Origin of the sequence: Streptomyces sp. NPDC101490 (assembly GCF_044767145.1) — a bacterium.
GTDB lineage: Bacteria > Actinomycetota > Actinomycetes > Streptomycetales > Streptomycetaceae > Streptomyces.
Window position 1 is genome coordinate 328,318 of record NZ_JBIWNI010000004.1, and the last position, 19,803, is coordinate 348,120.

A 19,803-nucleotide genomic window follows, 5' to 3' on the forward strand; every position below is an offset into this window, starting at 1 on the left:
GCATAGTTTTACGCCCGATTGGGTGAATATGCACGACGCGGTTTACGATCGCGTTCCTCAGGGGGGTTCAGGCGGATATGCCCGAACCCCCCTCTCGCGTGCGCCACCAGAGATGAGAACCACCGCATGACCCCGTCCGCCCCACGGAGCACCACCCGCTGGAGGATCGCCTCCCCCCAGCGGATCAAGAGCCCGCAGCAGCTCCTCGCCGAATCGGGCGCCGACCTGGAGGGCCACGGCCTCAGGCGCACCATGGGCCTCTTCCAGCTCGTGTGCTTCGGCATCGGTGCGATCGTCGGCACCGGCATCTTCGTCGGGCTCTCCGACAGCGTCGCCAAGGCGGGGCCCGCAGTCGTCGTCTCCTTCGTCCTCGCCGCGATCACCTGCGTCTTCACCGCCTTCTCCTTCGCGGAGCTGGGCGGCGCGATCCCGGTGTCCGGCTCCTCCTACTCCTTCGCCTACGCGAGCCTCGGCGAGCGGACCGCCTTCCTCGTCGGCTGGTGCCTGCTCCTGGAGTACGGCGTCTCCGTCTCCGCCGTCGCCGTCGGCTGGAGCCAGTACCTCAACGAACTGCTCGACAGCCTCGTCGGCTGGCGGCTGCCCGCCGTGCTCTCCGCGGGCCCCGCCGACGGCGGAGCGGTCAACCTGCCCGCCGTGGTCGTCATCCTGCTCGCCGCCACCCTCCTCGTGCGCGGGGTGCGGGAGAGCGCGCGGGCCACCGCCGCGATGGCGATCCTCAAGATCGGCATCCTGATCGTCTTCTGCGCCATCGGCTTCTCCGCCTTCCAGGACGGCAACCTCTCGCCGTTCGCCGGAGCCGGGCTCGACGGGATCACGGCGGGCGCCTCGGTGGCCTTCTTCTCGTACATCGGCTTCGACGCGATCACCACGGCGGGGGAGGAGGTCAAGAACCCGCGCCGGAACATCCCGATCGCCATCCTCGTCTGCATCGGTGTCGTCACCCTGCTGTACTGCGCCGTCGCGCTCGCCGCGATCGGGGCCCTCGGCGCCGACGCCGTGGCCGGCCGTCCGGCCGCGCTCTCGGTCGTCGTCGACCAGGTCACCGGCTCCTCGGTCGGCGGCGGGATCATCGCCTTCGGCGCGGTCGTCGCCATCGCGTCCGTCGTCCTCGCGGTGATGTACGGGCAGACCCGCATCCTGATGTCGATGTCCCGCGACGGGCTCGTCCCCCGGGTCTTCGAGCGGGTCTCGCCGAAGTCGGCGACACCGGTCGCCAACACCTGGATCGTGGCCGCCGTCTTCGCCGTCCCGGCCGCCTTCGTACCGCTCGACGTGGTCGTCAACCTGACCACCATCGGCACCCTCGCCATCATGGTGGCCGTCAACCTCGCCGTGATGGTGCTGCGCCGCCGCGACCCGGAGCTGCCGCGCTCCTTCCGGGTGCCGCTCTTCCCCCTGAGCCCGGTCCTCGGGATCGGCTTCTGCCTCTATCTGATCTGGGGCACCGGCTGGACGACCTGGGTCCAGTTCGCGGCCTTCCTGGCCGTCGGCTCGCTCGTGTACGCGGGATACGGGCGGCGCCACTCGCGCCTCGCCGTCACCGCTCCGAGCGCGGACGCGGAGCCGGGATCGCGGGGAGCGTGAACCAGACCGCCTTGCCGCGCGCGGTGGGGCGGTGCCCGCAGTCGCTGCTGAGGGCCCGGATGAGGAGGAGGCCGCGGCCGTGCTCCTGCCAGGGGTCGACCTCGGTCTCCGGGTCGGGGCAGACGAGCTGACCGGGACGGGCGGGCTCGGCGTCGTGGACCTCGATCTGGCAGCCGCCGGGCGACGCGAACAGCTCGACGACCAGTGCGATGGGGCCCCGGCCCGCGGTGTGCTCGACGGCGTTGGCGACCAGCTCGGCGGTGAGCAGTTCGGCCGTGTCGCGGTCGGGGCGGCCGGTGGCGGCGGGGTCGATGTCGGCGAGCGCGGTACGGATCAGCGCGCGGGCGAGCGGCACGGCGGCGGTCGTGTGGGGCAGCTCGACGCGCCAGGACGCGACGGCGTCGGTTCCCGGGCCGTCCGGGAATCCGGCCGGTCCGGGGACGTCGTCGGCCCCGGTGCTGATGGTGCTGGTGGTGTCGTCGATGGCGGCGTGGACGGACGGTCCGTCGGCCTCGGGCATGGTGCGGGCTCCCTTCGCCGGAGGGGCGGGTGGGCGATGACCTCCCAGACGTCCCGGTTTCAACCTTACGAGGTGCAATCCGCAAGTCCAGAGGCGCCTCTCCCGCCCCGGGGAGGACCTCGGTCGCGGGCCGGGGGACCTCGGTCGCCCCCCTACGACTGCCGTCGGGCTCTATCGCGTACTCATGACGACAGTCACAGGTGAGTGATACCCTCCGGGAGGAGGAAGGAGGCCGTTCCGGATGAGCCCCTTTACCGGTTCCGCGCCCCGCACCGAGGAATGGCGGCATCTGCGCCTCACCGTCGACCGGGGCGTCGCCACCGTCACCCTCGCCCGCCCCGCGAAGCTCAACGCCCTCACCTTCGGCGCCTACGCCGACCTGCGCGACCTCCTCGCCGAGCTGTCCCGCGAGCGGTCCGTGCGCGCCCTCGTCCTCGACGGCGAAGGCCGGGGCTTCTGCTCCGGCGGCGACGTCGACGAGATCATCGGCGCCACCCTCGCCCTCGACACGGCCCAGCTCCTCGACTTCAACCGGATGACCGGCCAGGTCGTCCGGGCCCTGCGCGAATGCCCCTTCCCCGTCGTCGCCGCCCTCCACGGAGTCGCCGCCGGAGCCGGGGCCGTCCTCGCCCTCGCCGCCGACTTCCGGGTCGCCGACCCCACCACCCGCTTCGCCTTCCTCTTCACCCGCGTCGGACTCTCCGGCGGCGACATGGGCGCCGCCTATCTGCTCCCCCGGGTCGTCGGGCTCGGCCACGCCACCCGCCTCCTCATGCTGGGCGAACCCGTCCACGCCGCCGAGGCCGACCGCATCGGGCTGCTCTCCGAGCTGACCGAGCCGGGCAGGGCGGGCGAGCGGGCCGCCGCGCTGGCCCGGCGCCTCGCCGACGGCCCCGCCCTGGCCCTCGCCCAGACCAAGGCCCTGCTCACCGCCGAACTCGACATGCCGCTCGCCGCCTCCGTCGAACTGGACGCGGCGACCCAGGCGCTCCTGATGAACGGCGCGGACTACGCCGAGTTCCACGCCGCCTTCACCGAGAAGCGCCCCCCGAACTGGCGGGGGTGCTGACGGTGCCGCCCCCCGAAGGCACCACCAGCACCACCGCCCCCACCGGTGCCACCGATCCCCGCGCCCCTTCCCGTACGGCCCCGGGAGACGACGGAGCCCCCTCCCGCACGGGAGACGACGGAGCCCCCTCCCGTATCGCCCGGGGCGGCGACGCCCCTTCCCGTACGGGCCCCGCCGACGAAGGCGGCGAAGGCCGCGAAGGCGCCCCCGCGCGGACCACCGCCGCCTCCCGTCCCGGCCCCGCCTCCCGTCCCGGCCCCGCCTCCCGTCCCGGCCCCGCGGACCGGCCCGGCCCCTCCCGGATCGCCGTGGTCGGCGGCGGGCCCGGCGGGCTCTACGCCGCCGCCCTGCTCAAACGGTCCGACCCCGCCCGCGAGGTCACCGTCTGGGAGCGGAACGCGCCCTCCGACACCTTCGGCTTCGGAGTCGTCCTCTCCGACGAGACCCTCGGCGGCATCGGCGACGCCGACCCCGCCGTCCACGAGGCACTCACCCGCGACCTCGTCCGCTGGGACGACATCGACGTCGTCCACCGGGGCCACCGCACCACCTCCACCGGCCACGGCTTCGCCGCCCTCGGCCGCCGCAGACTCCTGGAGATCCTCCGGACCCGCTGCGCCGAGCTGGACGTACGCCTCCGCTTCCGCACCGAGGCCCCTCCCGCCGCCGACCTCGCCGCCACCCACGACCTGGTCGTCGCCGCCGACGGCGTCCACAGCCGCACCCGCGAAGCCCACGCCGAGCACTTCCGGCCCCGGATCACCACCCACCGCTGCCGGTACGTCTGGCTCGCCGCCGACTTCCCCTTCGAGGCGTTCCGCTTCGAGATCGCGGAGACCCGGCACGGCGTGATGCAACTGCACGCCTACCCGTACGAGGCGGACGCCTCCACCGTCATCGTGGAGATGCGCGAGGAGGTCTGGCGGGCGGCGGGCTTCGACATGATGGACGAGGCCGAATCGGCCGCCCGCTGCGCCAGGATCTTCACCGAGGCGCTCGGCGGCCGGACCCTGCGCTCCCACCGCTCCGCCTGGACCGCCTTCCGTACCGTCGTCAACACCCACTGGTCGTACGGGAACACCGTCCTCATCGGCGACGCCGCCCACACCGCGCACTTCTCCATCGGCTCCGGCACCAAACTCGCCGTCGAGGACGCCGTCTCCCTCGTCCGCGCGCTCGACACGCACCCCGCGCTCCCCGAGGCCCTCACCGCCTACGAGACCGAGCGCCGTCCCCTCGTCGAGTCCACCCAGCGCGCCGCCGCCGCCAGCCTGCGCTGGTTCGAGGACCTCGCCGAGCACGTGGACCGCCCGCCCCGGCGCTTCGCCTTCGACCTGCTCACCCGCAGCCGCCGGGTCACCCACGCCAACCTCAGGCTCCGCGACCCCTCCTTCACGGCCACCGTCGAACGCGACTTCGGCTGCCCGCCCGGCACCCCGCCCATGTTCACCCCGCTCAGACTGCGCGGACTGACCCTCCGCAACCGGATCGTCGTGTCCCCCATGGATATGTACGTCGCCGAGGACGGCGTCCCCGGCGACTTCCACCTCGTCCACCTCGGCTCCCGCGCCCTCGGCGGCGCCGGACTCGTCATGACCGAGATGGTCTGTGTCAGCCCCGAGGGCCGCATCACCCCCGGCTGCACCGGCCTGTGGAACGACGGACAGGCCGACGCCTGGGCCCGGATCACCGCCTTCGTCCACGAACGGGCCCCCGGCACCGCCCTCGGAGTCCAGCTCGGCCACGCGGGCCGCAAGGGCTCCACCCGGCGCATGTGGGAGGGCATCGACCAGCCCCTGCCCACCGGCAACTGGCCGCTCGTCGCCGCCTCGCCCCTGCCGTACCGGCCCGGCGTCAACCAGGTGCCGCGCGCCCTCGACCGCACCGGACTCACCGCCGTCCGCGAGGAGTTCACCGCCGCCGCCCGCCGCGCCGCCCGCAGCGGCTTCGACCTCCTCGAACTGCACTGCGCCCACGGCTATCTGCTGTCCGGCTTCCTCTCCCCGCTCACCAACCACCGCACCGACCGCTACGGCGGCGACCTCCACGGCAGGCTCCGCTTCCCGCTCGAAGTCTTCGACGCGGTACGGGAGGTCTGGCCCGAGGACCGCCCGGCGACCGTCCGGATCTCGGCCACCGACTGGGCCGAGGGCGGCACCACGGAGGAGGAGGCCGTCGCCGTCGCCCGCGCCTTCGCCGAGCACGGCGCCGACGCCGTGGACGTCTCCACCGGCCAGGTCGTCCCCCACGAGACCCCCGCCTACGGACGCTCGTACCAGACCCCCCACGCCGACCGGATACGCAACGGGGCGGGCGTCCCCGTGATCGCCGTCGGCGCGATCTCCTCCTGGGACGACGTCAACTCCCTGCTCCTGGCGGGCCGCGCCGACCTGTGCGCCCTGGCCCGTCCCCACCTCTACGACCCGCACTGGACCCTGCACGCGGCGGCCGAACAGGGCTACGAGGGCCCCGCCGCGCCCTGGCCCGCCCCCTACCGGGCAGGCAACCGGCCGCCCCCGACAGGCCGCAGGGCGTAGGGGCGCCTGCCCGGATGTACTTCCCCCGATGCCGTCGGGCGTCGTCCCCCGGACCCGCCGAAACGGTAGGGCGGTCGGGGACGGTCCTGGCCTTCGTCGCGTCCGTGCCGGCCCCTCGGAGGACGGGCGCTCAGGGCCCGGTGGAGTCCTCCCCCTGCCGGGGCGCCCCGGCGGACGGAGCGGTACCCCCTCCGGGTCCCCCGTCCGCGTCCCCGGTCAGGAACGGGCGTACGTACTCCGCGCCCCGGGCCCGCAGCAGTTCGTGCAGCGCGGCGAAGACCTCGGCCGAGCGGCGGCCCGGCCAGTCGTCAGGGAGCAGCTCCGCCGGGAGGACCGGGTCGGCGTACGGCAGCCTGCGCCAGGAGTCGAGGGCCAGCAGATGGTCCCGGTAGGCGTCCTCGGGTCCCGCCGGAGCGGTCCGCCAGGCCCGTAGCACCGGCTCGTGCGCGGCCAGGAACTCCTCGTGGAGCCCGGCGACGGCGGGCAGGTCCCACCAGCGGGCCACCGCCCCGGCGGTCGCCGCGTACCCCAGGTGGTCGCCCCGGAAGAGGTCCACGTAGGGGGAGAGCCCGAGCCGTTCCAGGGCGTTGCGGGTCTCCTCGTGGAGACGCGCGGGCGCGATCCAGACGCCCGGTGCCGCCGTGCCGAAGCCGAGCCTGCCCAGCCGGGAGCGCAGCAGGTGCCGCTTGTGCCGTTCGGCCTCGGGGACGGAGAAGACGGCGAGCACCCAGCCATCGGACAGCTTGGGCTCGGTGCGGGCGTAGATGCGCCGGTCGCCGTCGTCGAGGAGCCTGCGGGCGTCCTCGGAGAGGGCGTATCCGGCGGCCCCGTCGGCGGTCCTGCCCGGCAGCAGCAGTCCGCGCCGCTTCAGCCGGGACACCGAGGAGCGCACCGAGGGCGCGTCCACGCCGAGGACCCCGAGCAGCCTGATGAGCCCGGCCACCGGCAGGGGGGAGCCGTCGGGGGTACGGCCGTAGGCGCCGTAGAGGGAGACGATCAGGGATCGGGGGGTGTGCTGCTCGGCCACGTGATCACTTTAGGGGGTGTCGTGGCGGACGCGCCCGGCCGAGGCGGGCCCCGGGGAGCGGATCGGGGCCGGTCAGGCGGGGTCGCGCAGCCGGAAGCGCTGGAGCTTGCCGGTCGCGGTGCGGGGCAGCGCGTCCACGAAGACGATCTCGCGGGGGGACTTGTACGGGGCGAGCCGGGCGCGGACGAAGGCCCGCAGGGCGGCGGCGGTGGCCGCGTCGCGCGGCACCCCGTCCCGTATCACCGTGTAGGCCACGACGACCTGCCCGCGCAGTTCGTCGGGGCGGCCCACGACGGCGGTCTCGACCACGTCGGGGTGGTCCAGGAGGACCTCCTCCACCTGGGTTCCCGCGATGTTGTAGCCCGCCGAGATGATCATGTCGTCGGCGCGTGAGACGTACCGGAAGTAGCCGTCGGGATCGCGGACGTAGGTGTCTCCCGTGACGTTCCAGCCGTTCCGTACGTACTCCGTCTGGCGGGGGTCGCCCAGATAGCGGCAGCCCACCGGGCCGCGCACGGCCAGCAGCCCCTCCTCGCCGTCCGGGACGCCCCGGCCCTCGTGGTCGACGATCCTGGCCCGCCAGCCGGGGACCGGGCGGCCGGTGGTGCCGGGGCGGATGTCGCCGTCGGCGGCCGAGATGAAGATGTGCAGGAGTTCCGTGGCGCCGATGCCGTTGATGAGGCGGATTCCGGTGCGGGCGTACCAGGACTTCCAGGTGGCCTCCGGCAGGTTCTCCCCGGCGGAGACGCAGCGGCGCAGCGAGCCCAGGTCGGGCGCGGTGCCCTCGGCCAGCTCGTCCAGCATGACCCGGTAGGCGGTGGGGGCCGTGAAGAGCACCGACACCCGGTGCCGTTCGACCGCCGCGAGGAGTTGTTTCGGTCCGGCCTGTTCGAGGAGGACCGTGCTCGCCCCGGCCCGCAGGGGGAAGACGACGAGCCCGCCGAGGCCGAAGGTGAAGGCGAGCGGCGGCGAACCGGCGAACACGTCGTCGGGCACCGGGCGCAGGACGTGCGCGGAGAAGGTGTCGGCGACGGCCAGGACGTCCCGGTGGAAGTGGACGCACCCCTTGGGGCGGCCGGTGGTGCCGGAGGTGAAGGCGATGAGGGCCACGTCGTCGGCGGCGGTGGGCACGGCCCGGTAGCGGCCGGGGCGGCGGGCGGCGAGGGCGAGCAGGTCGTCCGGCCCGTCCCCGCCGAAGGGGGTGACGCGGAGCCCGGGGATCCGGGCGGCGAGGAGTTCGTCGACGGTGTGGGCGTCACAGAGGGCGTGGGTGCAGCGGGCTGCTTCGGCCATCGCGGCGAGTTCGGGGGCGCGCTGCTGGGCGAGGACGGTCACCGCGACCGCCCCCGCCTTCATCACGGCGAGCCAGCAGGCGGCCAGCCAGGGGGTGGTGGGGCCCCGGAGCAGGACCCGGTTGCCGGGCAGGACCCGCAGGTCGGAGGTGAGGACGTGGGCGATGCGGTCGACGTGGTCGCTGAGCCGGCCGTAGCTCCAGACGCCGCCGTCGCCGTCGCGGAAGGCCGGCCGGTCGGGGCCGAAGCGTTCCACCGTGCGGTCGAGGAGTTCCGTCCCGCAGTTGAGCCGGTCGGGGTACGCCAGCTCGGGGAGGTCGAAGACGAGGCGCGGCCACCGGTCGGGCGGGGGGAGCCGGTCGCGGGCGAAGGTGTCGAGGTGGGCCGAGGGCGTCAGCTCCATGAGTCCGTCCCCCTGTCGTGGTGGGGTCGCACATCGCTCCACGAGCGTATCGTGTCGGTGACGACAGTCAACGGTTCGCTACAGATGGGCTGGACCGGGCCCGTGCCACCGCCCCGCCGGGGGCGCGCGCGGAACCCCGGACCACCCCGACGGAGGAGCCGTCCGGCGCCCGGAGGAGAGCGCCGGACGGCACGGGGACGGAGACGCCCGAGGGCGTCGGAGAGGGCCCACATGCCCGCATTCTCGCTCGATCCCGCACAGATCACCTGGTGTGCGGAGCTCCGTGCGCTCACGGACACGCATCTGCGGCCCCTCGCCGAGGGCGGCGAACCCGGCCGGGTCAACCGCCCCCTCCTCGCCGCCCTCGGCGACCTCGGACTGCTCGCCCGGCTCTTCGACTCCGGCGCCCTCGGGCTCTGCCTCCTCCGGGAGAGCCTCGCCCGCGTCTGCACCGAGGCGGAGACCGCCCTCGCCCTCCAGGGCCTCGGCGGCCACCCCGTCGCCGCCTTCGGCAGCCCCGCCCAGCGGGCCCGCTGGCTCCCCGGGATCACCTCGGGCCGGGCCGTCGCCGCCTTCGCACTCTCCGAACCGGGCGCGGGCTCCGACGCCGCCGCCCTCGCCCTCGACGCCGTCCCCGACGGGCACGGCGGCTGGCGCCTGCACGGGGAGAAGCGGTGGATCTCCAACGCCCCCGAGGCCGACTTCGCCACCGTCTTCGCCCGCACCACCCGGGGCGCCGGGGCCCGGGGGGTCACCGCCTTCCTCGTCCCCGCCGACCGGCCGGGGCTCGGCGGCGAACCGCTCGACATGCTCGCCCCGCACGCCCTCGGCACCCTCACCTTCGACGGCGTCCCCGTCGGCCCCGAGGACCTCCTCGGCGACCCCGACCGGGGCTTCCGGGTCGCCATGGGCACCCTCAACCTCTTCCGCCCCAGCGTCGGCGCCTTCGCCGTCGGGATGGCCCAGGCCGCCCTGGACGCGACCCTCGCCCACACCGCCGCCCGCCCCGCCTTCGGCGGTGTCCTGCGCGACCTCCAGTCCGTCGCCCACCAGGTCGCCGAGATGGCCACCCGGACCGAGGCCGCCCGCCTCCTCGTCTACGCGGCGGCCACCGCGTACGACGAGGGCGACCCCGACGTCCCCCGGCGCTCCGCCATGGCCAAGCTCCTGGCCACCGAGACCGCGCAGTACGTCGTCGACGCCGCCGTCCAGCTCCACGGCGCCCGCGCCCTGCAACGCGGCCACCTCCTCGAACACCTCTACCGGGAGGTCCGCGCACCCCGGATCTACGAGGGCGCCACCGAGGTCCAGCGCACGATCATCGCGAAGGAGCTGTACGGGTCCCTGGCGGGGACGACCGCGCGCGGCCGGGTCGCCGGGACACCCGCCCCCACCGGACCCGCCACCCCTGACGAGGTCCCGAACTCTGCCCAGGTCACGGCCACCCCTGCCCAGGCCGTGACCGGCCCCGCCCGGATCACGACCGCCCCCGACCCGGCCGCAGCCGCCCCCGGGCGCCGTCCGCCCGCACCCCACCGCCGCCAGGAGGAGCCGTCCCCATGAGCCTGCACCGGCACAATCCCGCCGAGCTGTCCCCGCCCGCCGGGTTCTCGCACGCGGTCACCGCGACCGGCACCCGGCTCGTCTTCCTCGCCGGACAGACCGCGCTCGACCAGCAGGGGAAGATCGTCGGGGACACCCTCGCCGAACAGTTCACCACCGCCCTCGGCAACCTCCTCACCGCGCTCCGCCACGCCGGAGGCGCCCCCGCCGACCTCGCCCGCGTCACCGTCTACACCACCGACGTCGACGACTACCGCGCCCACGCCCCCGAACTCGGCCGGACCTGGCGCCGGTTGGCGGGCCGCGACTATCCGGCGATGGCCGTGATCGGAGTCGTACGGCTCTGGGACGAACAGGCCAGGGTCGAGCTGGACGGCTTCGCGGTCCTGGACGGACCCGCCCCCGCTTGATCGACTGGTCCGCCCTCCGGGGCGGGCTTAGGGTCGAGAGGTGGACCGACCGGCCCACGGCTCCCTCCCCGAGGGCGCGATGCGCCATGACCAGCGATGACCAGCAGTAGCCCCGCACCGAAGACAGCCGCCGCCCGACCCCGGCGCGGCGGGGACGGCAAGGGCATCGCCCTGTTCGTCATCGCCTCCTGCCAGCTGATGGTGGTCCTGGACATCACCATCGTGAACATCGCGCTCCCGCACATCCAGAGCGCCCTGAACTTCTCCACCACCAACCTCTCCTGGGTCGTCAACGCCTACACCCTCACCTTCGGCGGACTGCTGCTCCTCGGCGGACGCGCGGGTGACATCCTCGGCCGCCGCCGGGTCTTCGTCTTCGGCGTGCTGCTCTTCGGACTCGCCTCCCTGCTCGGCGGGTTCTCCCAGACCTCCTGGCAACTCCTCGCGGCCCGCGCGGTGCAGGGCGTGGGCGGCGCGATCGCCTCGCCGACGGCGCTCTCCCTGATCACCACCACCTTCGAGGAGGGCCCCGAACGCAACCGGGCGTTCGGCGTCTTCGCGGGCGTCTCCGCGGCGGGAAGCGCGATCGGCCTCCTCGCGGGAGGCGTCCTCGTCGAATGGCTCGACTGGCGCTGGGTGTTCTTCGTGAACGTCCCGATCGCCCTGCTCATCGCCTTCCTGACACCACGCCACGTCAAGGAGTCCGAGCGCCGTCCCGGCAACTTCGACCTCACCGGCGCGCTCACCTCGACCCTCGGCATGGTGTCCCTGGTGTACGGCTTCATCCGCGCCGCCCAGCGGGGCTGGAGCGACCCCTACACGATCGGCTCCTTCGTGGCGGCGGTCGTCCTGCTGACCGCCTTCGTCCTGGTGGAACGCCGATCCCGGCAGCCGATCACCCCGCTGCACATGTTCGCCGACCGCAACAGGGCGGGCACCTACGGCATCATGCTCTGTCTGTCCGCGTCCATCTTCGGCATGTTCTTCTTCCTGACGCTCTTCGTCCAGACCGTCCTCGGCTTCAGCCCGCTGCGGGCCGGTCTCGCCTTCCTCCCGGTCAGCGCCGTGATCGCGGTCCTCGCCGGGATCACCTCCCAACTGCTGCCCCGGTACGGTCCGAAGCCCTTCATGGTGGTGGGCTCGGTCTTCCTCGCGGCCGGCCTCTCCTGGCTGACCCAGACCGATGTCCACTCCACGTACCTGGGCAGCATCCTCGGACCGATGCTGGTCCTCAGCGCGGGCATGGGCATGATGTTCGTCTCGCTGACCCTGATGGCGCTCTCCGGGATCGCCCCCAAGGAGGCGGGCGCGGGCTCCGGACTCCTCAACGCGACGCAGCAGGTGGGTGGTTCACTGGGCCTGTCCATCCTGGTCACGGTCTTCGGCACCGCCAGCCGCAACGAGGCCGACCGGCAGGTGCCCGCCTTCCTCGCCCAGGCGGACCCCCTGGAGAAGGCCCGGTTCGCCAGGACCGGCCAACTCCCCCCGGAGTGGGGCAACCAGATCCTCACCTCCGGCGTCTCGGCGGGCTTCGTCGTGGCGGCGGTCTTCGCGGCCGTGGCCCTCCTGGTCGCCCTCTTCGTCATCCAGGTCCGCCCCTCCGACCTCGAACGGCTGAAGGGCGGCGGACCGATGCCGGGCGGCTGACCGCACGGAAGGGACGGCGATGCCGGGCGACCGCGCGGAAGGGACGGCGATGCCGGGCGGCTGACCGCGCGGAAGGACGGCGGGGACGCGCGGAGGCCCCGCGCGAAAAAACCGCCCCGACCCGTACAACCATGATCCGTTCCCAGGGGTCTTGATCACGCGCGCTCTGTGACGCGCGCGGGACCACGACCGAAGGAACGCATGAGAACTGCCCGTCGGACCACGGCGGCCACCGCCCTGGTACTCGCCACCGCCGGTGGACTGCTCACCACCGCGCCCGCCGCCGAAGCCGCGGTGAGCTGCGCCTCCCCGCTCTTCAAGCGGGAGTACTTCGCCAACACCACCCTCACCGGCGCCCCCAGGCGCACCGACTGCGACAGCGCGGTCAACGAGCACTGGACCGGCGCCCCGGCCACCGGTCTGCCCCGCGACCGGTTCGGCGTCCGCTGGACCCTCACCCGTGACTTCGGCTCCGGCGGCCCCTTCGCGCTGTCGGTCCAGGCCAGGGACGGTGTGCGCGTGTACCTCGACGGCGTCCGCAAGTACGACGCCTGGAGCGATCTCACCGCCGTCCGCAAGGGCACGGTGAACCTCTCCGTCCCCAAGGGCCGTCACACCCTGCGGATCGACTTCGTGAACTGGACAGGACCCGCCGACGTCACGTTCACCTACGCGCCCCGCACCTCCGCCACCGTCGACAAGGTCAAGCCGCTGGCCCCGGCGGGCTTCGGCGTCGCCCACGACCGCGCCACCGCCCGGACCAAGCTGAGCTGGGTCCGGAACAAGGAGATGGACCTCGGCGGCTACCGCGTCTACCGGCGCCTGGCGGGCCAGCCGTTCCCCGCCCGCCCGCTGGCGGTCACCACCGGCGCCGCGTACACCGACGCCACGCCCGCCACCGGCCAGACCTTCCTCTACGAGCTCCGCGCCCACGACCGCGCGGGCAACGAGTCGCCGGGCACCTCGGACCTCGCCGTCACCACCGCCGACCGGACCGCGCCCGCCGCCCCGACCGCTCCCCGGGCCACCGTCGCGGCCGGTGCGGTGAAGGTCGGCTGGCAGGCCGTGACCGGGGCGGACCGCTACCGGGTGCTGCGCGCCCCCGGCACGAGCGGCCCGTGGACCACGGCCGTCGACCGTGTGACCGCCGTGTCCTGGCAGGACACCGGGGCCGACATCAGGAAGCAGTGGTACTACCGGATCGCCGCGATCGACGCGGCGGGCAACGTCTCCGCGCCCTCAGCCACCGGCACCACCGGCGCCCCCGACACGACCGCGCCGCAGCCCGTCGCGGGGATCGCCGGACAGGGCACCACCGCGGGGAACCGGATCACCTGGACGGCGCCCGTCTCCACCGACACCGCCGGGTACCAGGTGTTCGCCGCACCGGCCGGGGGAGCGGACCCGGACGGCCCCACGCACGTCACGGGAACCAGCTTCCACGACGACCTCGCGGAGACCGGCGCCGAGACCGTGTACCGGGTCCAGGCCGTGGACCACTACGGGAACCTGTCGCCGTCCGCCGAGGTCCGCGTCACCCGCCCGGCGCCCGCCGCACTGCCCGCCCCCGAGATCGACCGGGCCCGCCCCGGCGACCTCGGCAACCAGATCTCCTTCGGCCCGGTCGGCCCGGAGGCCACCGGCTACCGCCTCTACCGCCGCACGGACTCCACCTCCGCGTGGACCGTGGCCGACACCACCGGAGCGGACGCCTACGAGGGCATCGACCGCGGGGCCCCGCTGGGCCGCTCCTTCTACTACGTGGTCGCCCTCGACGCCCAGGGAGCCGAGGGCCCGCCCTCGGCCACGGCGGAGGTGCGCCGCGACCGCCCGGTCCTGACGGCCCCGCTGAGCGCCCCGAAGCTGACGGTCGTCCAGGACGTCCGGATCGCCGTGAAGGTCGACGTGAAGCCCGCCGACGCGGACCGGGGCAAGGGCGTCGCCGGCTACGAGTGGAGCTTCTCCTGCACGAACGGCGTCTGGCAGTGGTCCGCGGGCGAGACCGTCCGCATCGAGAAGAGCATCGGCACGGCGGGCCCCTGCACCCTCATGGTCCGCGCGATCGGCCACTACGGCAGCGAGGGCGACATCGCGTCCCACGACTTCTTCTGGCTGAGGTGACCTGCTGAGGGCCGCCCGACCGACCCCCTCATGACGACGAGGGCCCGCACTCCCCTTCCGGGGAGCACGGGCCCTCGTCCGTTTCGGTGGCGGGCCCGGCCCTAGAAGATGGTTCCCTGCCCTTCCTCGTCCGACTCCAGGTCCACGGTGTACAGGGGCCGCTCCTCGATTCCCAGGGCCCGCATCAACGCGGTGGTCGGCACCCGGTACCTACCGCCGACCCGGAGCACGGGGCAGGGGAACTGCCCCAGTCGGTTCAGCCGGTACGCGGTCCCCAGACAGATGCCGAGCGCACGCGCCGCCGTCCGCAGGTCGGTCGCGACGGGCAACTCGAACATCTCGGTGAAGCCGAGACCACGGTCCACCGGCCGTGTCACGCCCGCCTCGCGGTGGGCCGGATCGGGAGGGTGCCGACACGACGCCCGGTCCGGCGCCTGCGGGAACACCGTCCCGGCGGGATCCTTCCTTCGGCGTCGGAGGCATCGTCGACGGCCGGGCCCCGCAGGTGTTCGGCGTTCACACGGAAGCGCAAGGAGGCCCGCAGCCCCTCCGGTCCATCGGGACGGTCCACCCGCACGTCCAGTCCGCCCGGGGACGCCGGGGAGTCGGGGGCGTCGTACACGGACCTGACGGCGTGCTCCTCGGTCATGCGCTCGACGCGGGTCGAGGGGATCTCCCGGATCGCCGAACGGGCGTACCTCCAGGCCCTGTTGCGGGCAGCCCCGAGAATGAGCGGGACGGAGGCGGGGTCGGCGGACCCGAGGGCTGCGAGTTCCTCGAACAGGGCCAGTGCCATCTCCGACTCCACGTCGCCCGGTTCGGCCCGCATGCGCCTGCTGATGTGATGCGCCGTGCGGGTCAGCGGGGGCAGGGCGAGCCAGAGCACCAGCAGGCGGGCCGTTCCGTGCGAGCCGCGGTCGGCCAGGGCGGAGCCGAGCGCCGCGGCCCAGACGGCGTCGGAGAGTTGCGAGGTGCTGCCCGCCCCGTACAGGGCGTCGTGGGCCTCGTCAGGGGTGAGTTCGACCGGCTGGACGCCGAAGGCCCCGGCGGGAACCTTCACCAGCGCCGATTCCTTGATCCGAGGATCGGCGAAGTGCTGCCTGACAGAGGTGAAGACACTTGCGGAGGGTGCATATGTCATGAAGATCCTCTTGATGGCTGAAGGGGTGCTGTCGGACGGAATGAGGGGAGGCGGTGGTCATCTCTTCGGGTGGACAAATCGGTCAGCTGTCACAGGGGCCCCACTTTTGTCCATGCGTGCACGTGGGGGACGAAGCTGACGAGGGAGTGGTGTCAGGAGCCCCGAGTACGAAGTCGGGCGTGCGCGGCTGTCCGCGTGGTGGTCCGACCGGTTGACGGGTGGAGATCGGGGCTCGGAGGGCGCCCTGAGCCAGAGGTCGGGGCGCCCTCCTGTCCCGGGGTGCGGGCCCCGGGTGATGGGTGTCAGGCGGAGTCGGAGGAGCTCGCGGTCGGGTTCTCGGTCTGGGGGGTCGTCGGGGTCGTTCCCTCGGCGGGGGTGGCCGGCTGGCGGCGACGGCTCGGGGGGAAGCCGGGGGACTTGCGGAGGCGGCTGAGGCGCTGGCTGCGCTGGCGGCTGTTCAAGGGCTGACGCTCCTTCTCGGATGGATTGCGCCGTTCTCTCACCGTTTGGTGAGCGGCTGATGCCATGGTGCCCCGATCGCAACGAGTCCCGCAGAGCCAAAACTGAGCGAAAACTGAGCGCGAGGGGGCGTGAAGGCGCATACGTGTGTGAAGGGAGGTGCCGCCGTGTACAGAGGTGTTGATGGGGAGAGGAGCAGCAGTTCCGGCGCCCCGCCGCACAGGGAGGGAGTGAGCGTGATGGATGGGCGAGTGCTGGGCCCGATCGGCTTCGAGGTGGGGGGACGGAAGGAGGTCCTCGGCACGAGGAAGGAGGCCGAACTCCTCGCCCTGCTGGTCACGTCCGAGGGGCTCAGCCGCAGCAGGGAGGAGATCATCGAGATCCTCTGGCCCGAGGAGAAGGATGAGAAGAAGCGCAAGGACCTGATCAACTCGGTGGTGCGGGAACTTCGGAAGAGACTGGGCAAGGAGTTCGTGCCGCACGCCGGACGGACGAGGCGCTGCACGCTCCTGTTACCGAGCGGGAGCTTCGACTACCTCCGCTTTCTCGAAGGGCGCCGGCGCGCCGAGGGACTTCCGCCGTCCGCGCGCTTCGAGTGCCTTCGCGTCGCTCTGGGTGAATGGGGGAGCGGTGAACCGCTGCTGGGACTCCTCGGGCCTCACTTCGAGCTTCTCCGGGAGAAGCTGAGGAGGGAGCGGATCGATGCCGTGTGCGAGCTGCTGCGAGCGGCGTGGGAGGACCGGCCCGGGACGTTCCTCCTGGAGGAGGCGCGGAAGTGGTTCGAGTTGTTCCCCGAGAACCACCATGTCTTCGCCTACTACCTGCTCGCACACGAACACCAGCAGATGGACAAGAGCCTCGAACGGACCGTCGCCCAGTGGATCGAACGTCACGGGGAGCCGGGAGAGTTCCTCCAGACGGTCATCGACAGGCTACGCGGAGAAGAGCCGCGGGAGGGCCGGTCGAGGTTCCTCTCCGTACCGGACCAGCTGCCTCCCGAGAAGCGGGTTCCCGTCGGGCAGGAGAAGCTCCTCGGCGAGCTCGTCGATCTCGTCGAGGAGGCGCAGTCCGCCGGAAGGGGACTGATCCTGCTCCTCAGCGGAATGGCGGGGGTGGGGAAGAGCACGGTGGCCCTCCATCTCGCCCATCGGCTGCGGGGCAGGTTCCCCGACGGGGCGCTCTACGGTGAGCTGAACGGGCACACCGACGGTGCTTCCCCCGCTGATCCGGAAATCATCCTGGACGGTTTCCTGGCGGCTCTTCCGCCCTATCCCACGGTGAGGTCACTGGAGGCGAAGGGCAAGGAGCTGCGTTCCGCTCTGGCCCATCGCTCGGCGCTGATCTTTCTCGACAACGCGTTGAACGTGAAGCAGGTGAAGGAGCTGCTTCCGGGAACCGGCGCCTGTGTGGCGATCGTCACCAGCCGCAACGAGTTGGGCGCCCTCTACTCGTGGAGAGGGGTGCATCCGCGCAGGGTGGAACTGCTCGGGGACGATGACGCGCTGAGAGTTCTCCAGGAGAATGTGGCCGAGAAGGAATGGTCGAATTGTGCCCAGGCGTTCGCGCAACTGATCAGACACTGTGGAAATCTGCCACTCGCGCTCACGGTCGTGGGGCGACGGCTGGCTCATCGTTCGGCGAACACGATTCACGCCCTGGTGAAGGAGATGGATGAGGAGAGGAGAAGGCTGGAGTCCTTGCATCTTCCGGAGGAGGAACTCTCGGTCCGTGTGGCACTGAATTGCTCGGTACGGGATCTCAGTGCGGAAGCAGTTCTGCTGCTCTGGCAACTGGCCGTCCATCCGGGGCCGGGGATCTCCTGGGAAGCGGTGATGGACCTCGGTATGGCGGCGGAGGAGCAGCACACGGACAAGGCCCTGGGGGAACTCCAGCGAGCCAATCTGGTGGAGCTGCGATCGGACCGGTATCGCCTCCACGACCTGGTGCGCACCTTCGCTCGGCACCACCTGACTCCCGTATCGCCGGAGGAGAGGGACGCGGTCGAAGCGGCGACTCTCCGCCAGGTGATGGAGCATCAGTTGCACAACGTCAGGGCCTGTGACCGTGTCCTGGACAGTCAGCGCGCCCTCCCCATCGGCGACCCGGAGGGAGTGAGGGTCTTCTCCCCCGAGGACCCGGCCCAGGCCATGGAGTGGATGGACAAGGAGTATGAGACCACCCGGCAATGCCTGGAACTGGCCAGGAGGAAGGAAATGGACCGGTACGCGTGGCTGCTGCCCACGGCGCTGGTCACCTATCAATGGCGTCGCAGCCTGTTCCGAAGCATGGAGAGCGACCTCCGTGAAGCCGCTGAGACCGCGGAACGGGCGGGAGCGTCTCCCGTGGAATGCGCCATGGTCCACCGGATGCTGGCGGGCACGCAATGGCGCCTGTCGGAATTCGAGAAGGCGGCGGCCACTCTCGCCCGGGCGGTCCTCCTGAGCCGGGAGGACGACAGCGGGAGCGGGCGGCTCAGCCTCGCCCGCTCTCTTTACGCGCTCGGCATCACCCACCGGAAGAAGGGTGAGGAGACAGCGGCGGAGGAGCGTCTCCGGCAGGCTCTCGACCTGTACCAGGAACTGGGCGAACCGGTGGGCGAGGCGATGGCGCGGAACGCCATCGGTGTGCTCCATCTGGATGAGGGGGACTGCGACCAGGCGCTTCAGTGGTGCGAGGGCGCCCTTCAGTTGATCGCGCAGACCGCTGATCACAGTGGCCAGGCCGATGTCCTGTTCACCCTGGCGAAGGTGCGCCTCGCGCGGGCGGAACGGGAGGAGGGCATCGCCCTGTACACCGAGGCGTGCGCCATCTACCAGGCGCAGGAATGCTGGACGGACGAGGACAAGACCCGTCGGCTCTTCGCGGAGGTGCTGGTGTCCGCCGGCCGAGCGGAGGAAGCGGTACGGGAACTGGAACGGGTCCTTGTGCTGCGCGAGCAGATGGATACGGACACGAACGAGATCCGGGATCTTCTCGAGACCCTGAGGTGACGCTGCCCGCGCGGTCGGGAGCGTGCGCCGTCACAGCCGTGGCAGGCTGCGCCGGTAGTACTCCGTGGGATCCGGCCGCAGCGGTTTGGCGGGCCGTGGGGAGTGGGGTGGGGGGAGGTGGCGGCGGATCCTGTCGAGTACCTCGAGGGCATCGTGCGGGCGTTCCTCGGGCTCCCATTTCACCATCTGCAGAGCGAGGTCGCGGAAGGCCTCCGGGATCAGGGCGCTGAGCCCGTCCGGGAGCACGGGGTACCCCTTGTGGACATGCTTGTTCAGTCCACCGTAGGGGAGTCGGTGCACGGTCATCTCCAGCAGCATGCAGCCGAGGCCGAAGATGTCCGCGTGGGGCGTCAGCCCTCGCTCGCTCCCTTCGAGTTGGGGCGCCGAGGCGTATCCGGTCGAGCCGTGCCCAGGGTCGGTCGGAACGTCGGCGCGGACGGACAGCCCCATGTCGATGAGGCGCAGACGGCCGTCCGGCTCCACGATGACGTTCTCCGGCTTCAGGTCGCAGTGCACGAAGCCACTCTCGTGCACCTCGTGCAGAACCTCGCAGAGCTGACCGATCACCGATGCCACCGTCCCCTGGTCCTTGATCGGGACCCGCTCCGTCAGGCACTCCCGCAGTGATCGCCCCTCGATGTACTCCATGACGATGCAGCGGTCGTTCTCGTAGGTGCCGATCCCGATGACCTTCGGAATTGCTTTGATTCCGCTGAGATCGTGCATGAGACTTCCTTCGCGGCCTAGATCTACTCCTTGCTGTTTGTGCTGGATGTAGGGGCCTTCTCGCCATGGCTTTTGTTTCTTCACGGCTACGGTCTGCCCGGACTTACGGTCACGGGCGACGTAAAGGTCACCGAATCCTCCATCACCGAAGAATCGAAGGACCTGGTAGGACTCCTCGATCCTGCCGATGTCCCTGACTTCACTCATAGCTTCTCCCGTGCTTTCTGCTCCGAAGACCGGAATGTCGGACCACAAGAAAGGACATGTCATGTCTCAGCCCTGGCTACCCCCTG

The 19,803-nt window shown here is 72.1% G+C and carries 15 protein-coding genes; 8 read left to right on the forward strand and 7 right to left on the reverse strand.

Features of this window, described 5'->3' with window-relative positions; genetic code table 11:
* Nucleotides 1-126 precede the first annotated feature (126 nt).
* Nucleotides 127-1,605, forward strand: a complete 1,479-nt coding sequence (locus ACIRQY_RS12500; protein ID WP_403924427.1) for an amino acid permease — start codon at nucleotides 127-129, stop codon at nucleotides 1,603-1,605.
* Here ACIRQY_RS12500 and ACIRQY_RS12505 read toward each other — a convergent pair.
* Nucleotides 1,559-2,125 (reverse strand): ATP-binding protein, encoded by a 567-nt coding sequence (locus ACIRQY_RS12505; protein ID WP_403924430.1) that lies wholly within the window; start codon nucleotides 2,123-2,125, stop codon nucleotides 1,559-1,561. The genes ACIRQY_RS12500 and ACIRQY_RS12505 overlap by 47 nt on opposite strands.
* Nucleotides 2,126-2,366: 241 nt before the next feature.
* Between ACIRQY_RS12505 and ACIRQY_RS12510 the strand changes: the two genes are divergently transcribed.
* Nucleotides 2,367-3,194 (forward strand): enoyl-CoA hydratase family protein, encoded by an 828-nt coding sequence (locus tag ACIRQY_RS12510; protein WP_403924433.1) that lies wholly within the window; start codon nucleotides 2,367-2,369, stop codon nucleotides 3,192-3,194.
* A gap of 302 nt (nucleotides 3,195-3,496) precedes the next feature.
* Entirely contained in the window at nucleotides 3,497-5,731 is a 2,235-nt protein-coding gene (locus ACIRQY_RS12515) for a bifunctional salicylyl-CoA 5-hydroxylase/oxidoreductase (protein WP_403924705.1), read from the forward strand.
* Nucleotides 5,732-5,861: 130 nt separating this feature from the next.
* On the opposite strand, the gene ACIRQY_RS12520 is transcribed toward ACIRQY_RS12515, so the two are convergent.
* Both ACIRQY_RS12520 and ACIRQY_RS12525 read right to left on the reverse strand, forming a co-directional pair.
* A complete protein-coding gene (locus tag ACIRQY_RS12520; RefSeq protein WP_403924436.1) occupies nucleotides 5,862-6,758 on the reverse strand; it encodes a PaaX family transcriptional regulator C-terminal domain-containing protein in 897 nt (298 codons plus the stop codon).
* Nucleotides 6,759-6,830: 72 nt separating this feature from the next.
* A complete protein-coding gene (locus ACIRQY_RS12525; protein WP_403924439.1) occupies nucleotides 6,831-8,453 on the reverse strand; it encodes an AMP-binding protein in 1,623 nt (540 codons plus the stop codon).
* Between the two features lie 231 nt (nucleotides 8,454-8,684).
* On the opposite strand from ACIRQY_RS12525, the gene ACIRQY_RS12530 reads away from it, so the two are divergent.
* The 4 genes from ACIRQY_RS12530 (at nucleotide 8,685) to ACIRQY_RS12545 (ending at nucleotide 14,194) form a co-directional block, all read left to right on the forward strand.
* Nucleotides 8,685-10,016 carry an acyl-CoA dehydrogenase family protein gene (locus ACIRQY_RS12530; protein ID WP_403924442.1) on the forward strand — a complete coding sequence of 444 codons (1,332 nt, stop codon included), beginning with the start codon at nucleotides 8,685-8,687 and terminating at the stop codon, nucleotides 10,014-10,016.
* Nucleotides 10,013-10,426 (forward strand): RidA family protein, encoded by a 414-nt coding sequence (locus ACIRQY_RS12535; protein ID WP_351781411.1) that lies wholly within the window; start codon nucleotides 10,013-10,015, stop codon nucleotides 10,424-10,426. The genes ACIRQY_RS12530 and ACIRQY_RS12535 overlap by 4 nt, the downstream gene beginning before the upstream one ends.
* A 96-nt stretch (nucleotides 10,427-10,522) precedes the next feature.
* On the forward strand, nucleotides 10,523-12,073 hold the full coding sequence (locus ACIRQY_RS12540) for an MFS transporter (RefSeq protein WP_351781413.1): 1,551 nt from the start codon (nucleotides 10,523-10,525) through the stop codon (nucleotides 12,071-12,073).
* Between the two features lie 201 nt (nucleotides 12,074-12,274).
* On the forward strand, nucleotides 12,275-14,194 hold the full coding sequence (locus ACIRQY_RS12545; RefSeq protein WP_403924445.1) for a fibronectin type III domain-containing protein: 1,920 nt from the start codon (nucleotides 12,275-12,277) through the stop codon (nucleotides 14,192-14,194).
* Nucleotides 14,195-14,295: 101 nt separating this feature from the next.
* Here the strand turns inward: ACIRQY_RS12545 and ACIRQY_RS12550 are convergent, their stop codons facing one another.
* The 3 genes from ACIRQY_RS12550 to ACIRQY_RS12560 all read right to left on the reverse strand — a co-directional run bounded on the left by ACIRQY_RS12550 (nucleotide 14,296) and on the right by ACIRQY_RS12560 (nucleotide 15,796).
* On the reverse strand, nucleotides 14,296-14,571 hold the full coding sequence (locus ACIRQY_RS12550; RefSeq protein ID WP_403924448.1) for a DNA-binding protein: 276 nt from the start codon (nucleotides 14,569-14,571) through the stop codon (nucleotides 14,296-14,298).
* Nucleotides 14,568-15,335 carry a hypothetical protein gene (locus tag ACIRQY_RS12555; protein ID WP_403924450.1) on the reverse strand — a complete coding sequence of 256 codons (768 nt, stop codon included), beginning with the start codon at nucleotides 15,333-15,335 and terminating at the stop codon, nucleotides 14,568-14,570. The genes ACIRQY_RS12550 and ACIRQY_RS12555 overlap by 4 nt, the downstream gene beginning before the upstream one ends.
* Before the next feature lie 302 nt (nucleotides 15,336-15,637).
* Nucleotides 15,638-15,796 (reverse strand): hypothetical protein, encoded by a 159-nt coding sequence (locus tag ACIRQY_RS12560; RefSeq protein ID WP_403924453.1) that lies wholly within the window; start codon nucleotides 15,794-15,796, stop codon nucleotides 15,638-15,640.
* A gap of 165 nt (nucleotides 15,797-15,961) precedes the next feature.
* Between ACIRQY_RS12560 and ACIRQY_RS12565 the strand changes: the two genes are divergently transcribed.
* Nucleotides 15,962-18,784 (forward strand): tetratricopeptide repeat protein, encoded by a 2,823-nt coding sequence (locus ACIRQY_RS12565; RefSeq protein ID WP_403924456.1) that lies wholly within the window; start codon nucleotides 15,962-15,964, stop codon nucleotides 18,782-18,784.
* 30 nt (nucleotides 18,785-18,814) lie between these two features.
* Here ACIRQY_RS12565 and ACIRQY_RS12570 read toward each other — a convergent pair whose 3' ends face one another.
* Nucleotides 18,815-19,780, reverse strand: coding sequence for a serine/threonine protein kinase (locus tag ACIRQY_RS12570; protein ID WP_403924459.1), 966 nt, complete (start codon nucleotides 19,778-19,780; stop codon nucleotides 18,815-18,817).
* Nucleotides 19,781-19,803 lie beyond the last annotated feature (23 nt).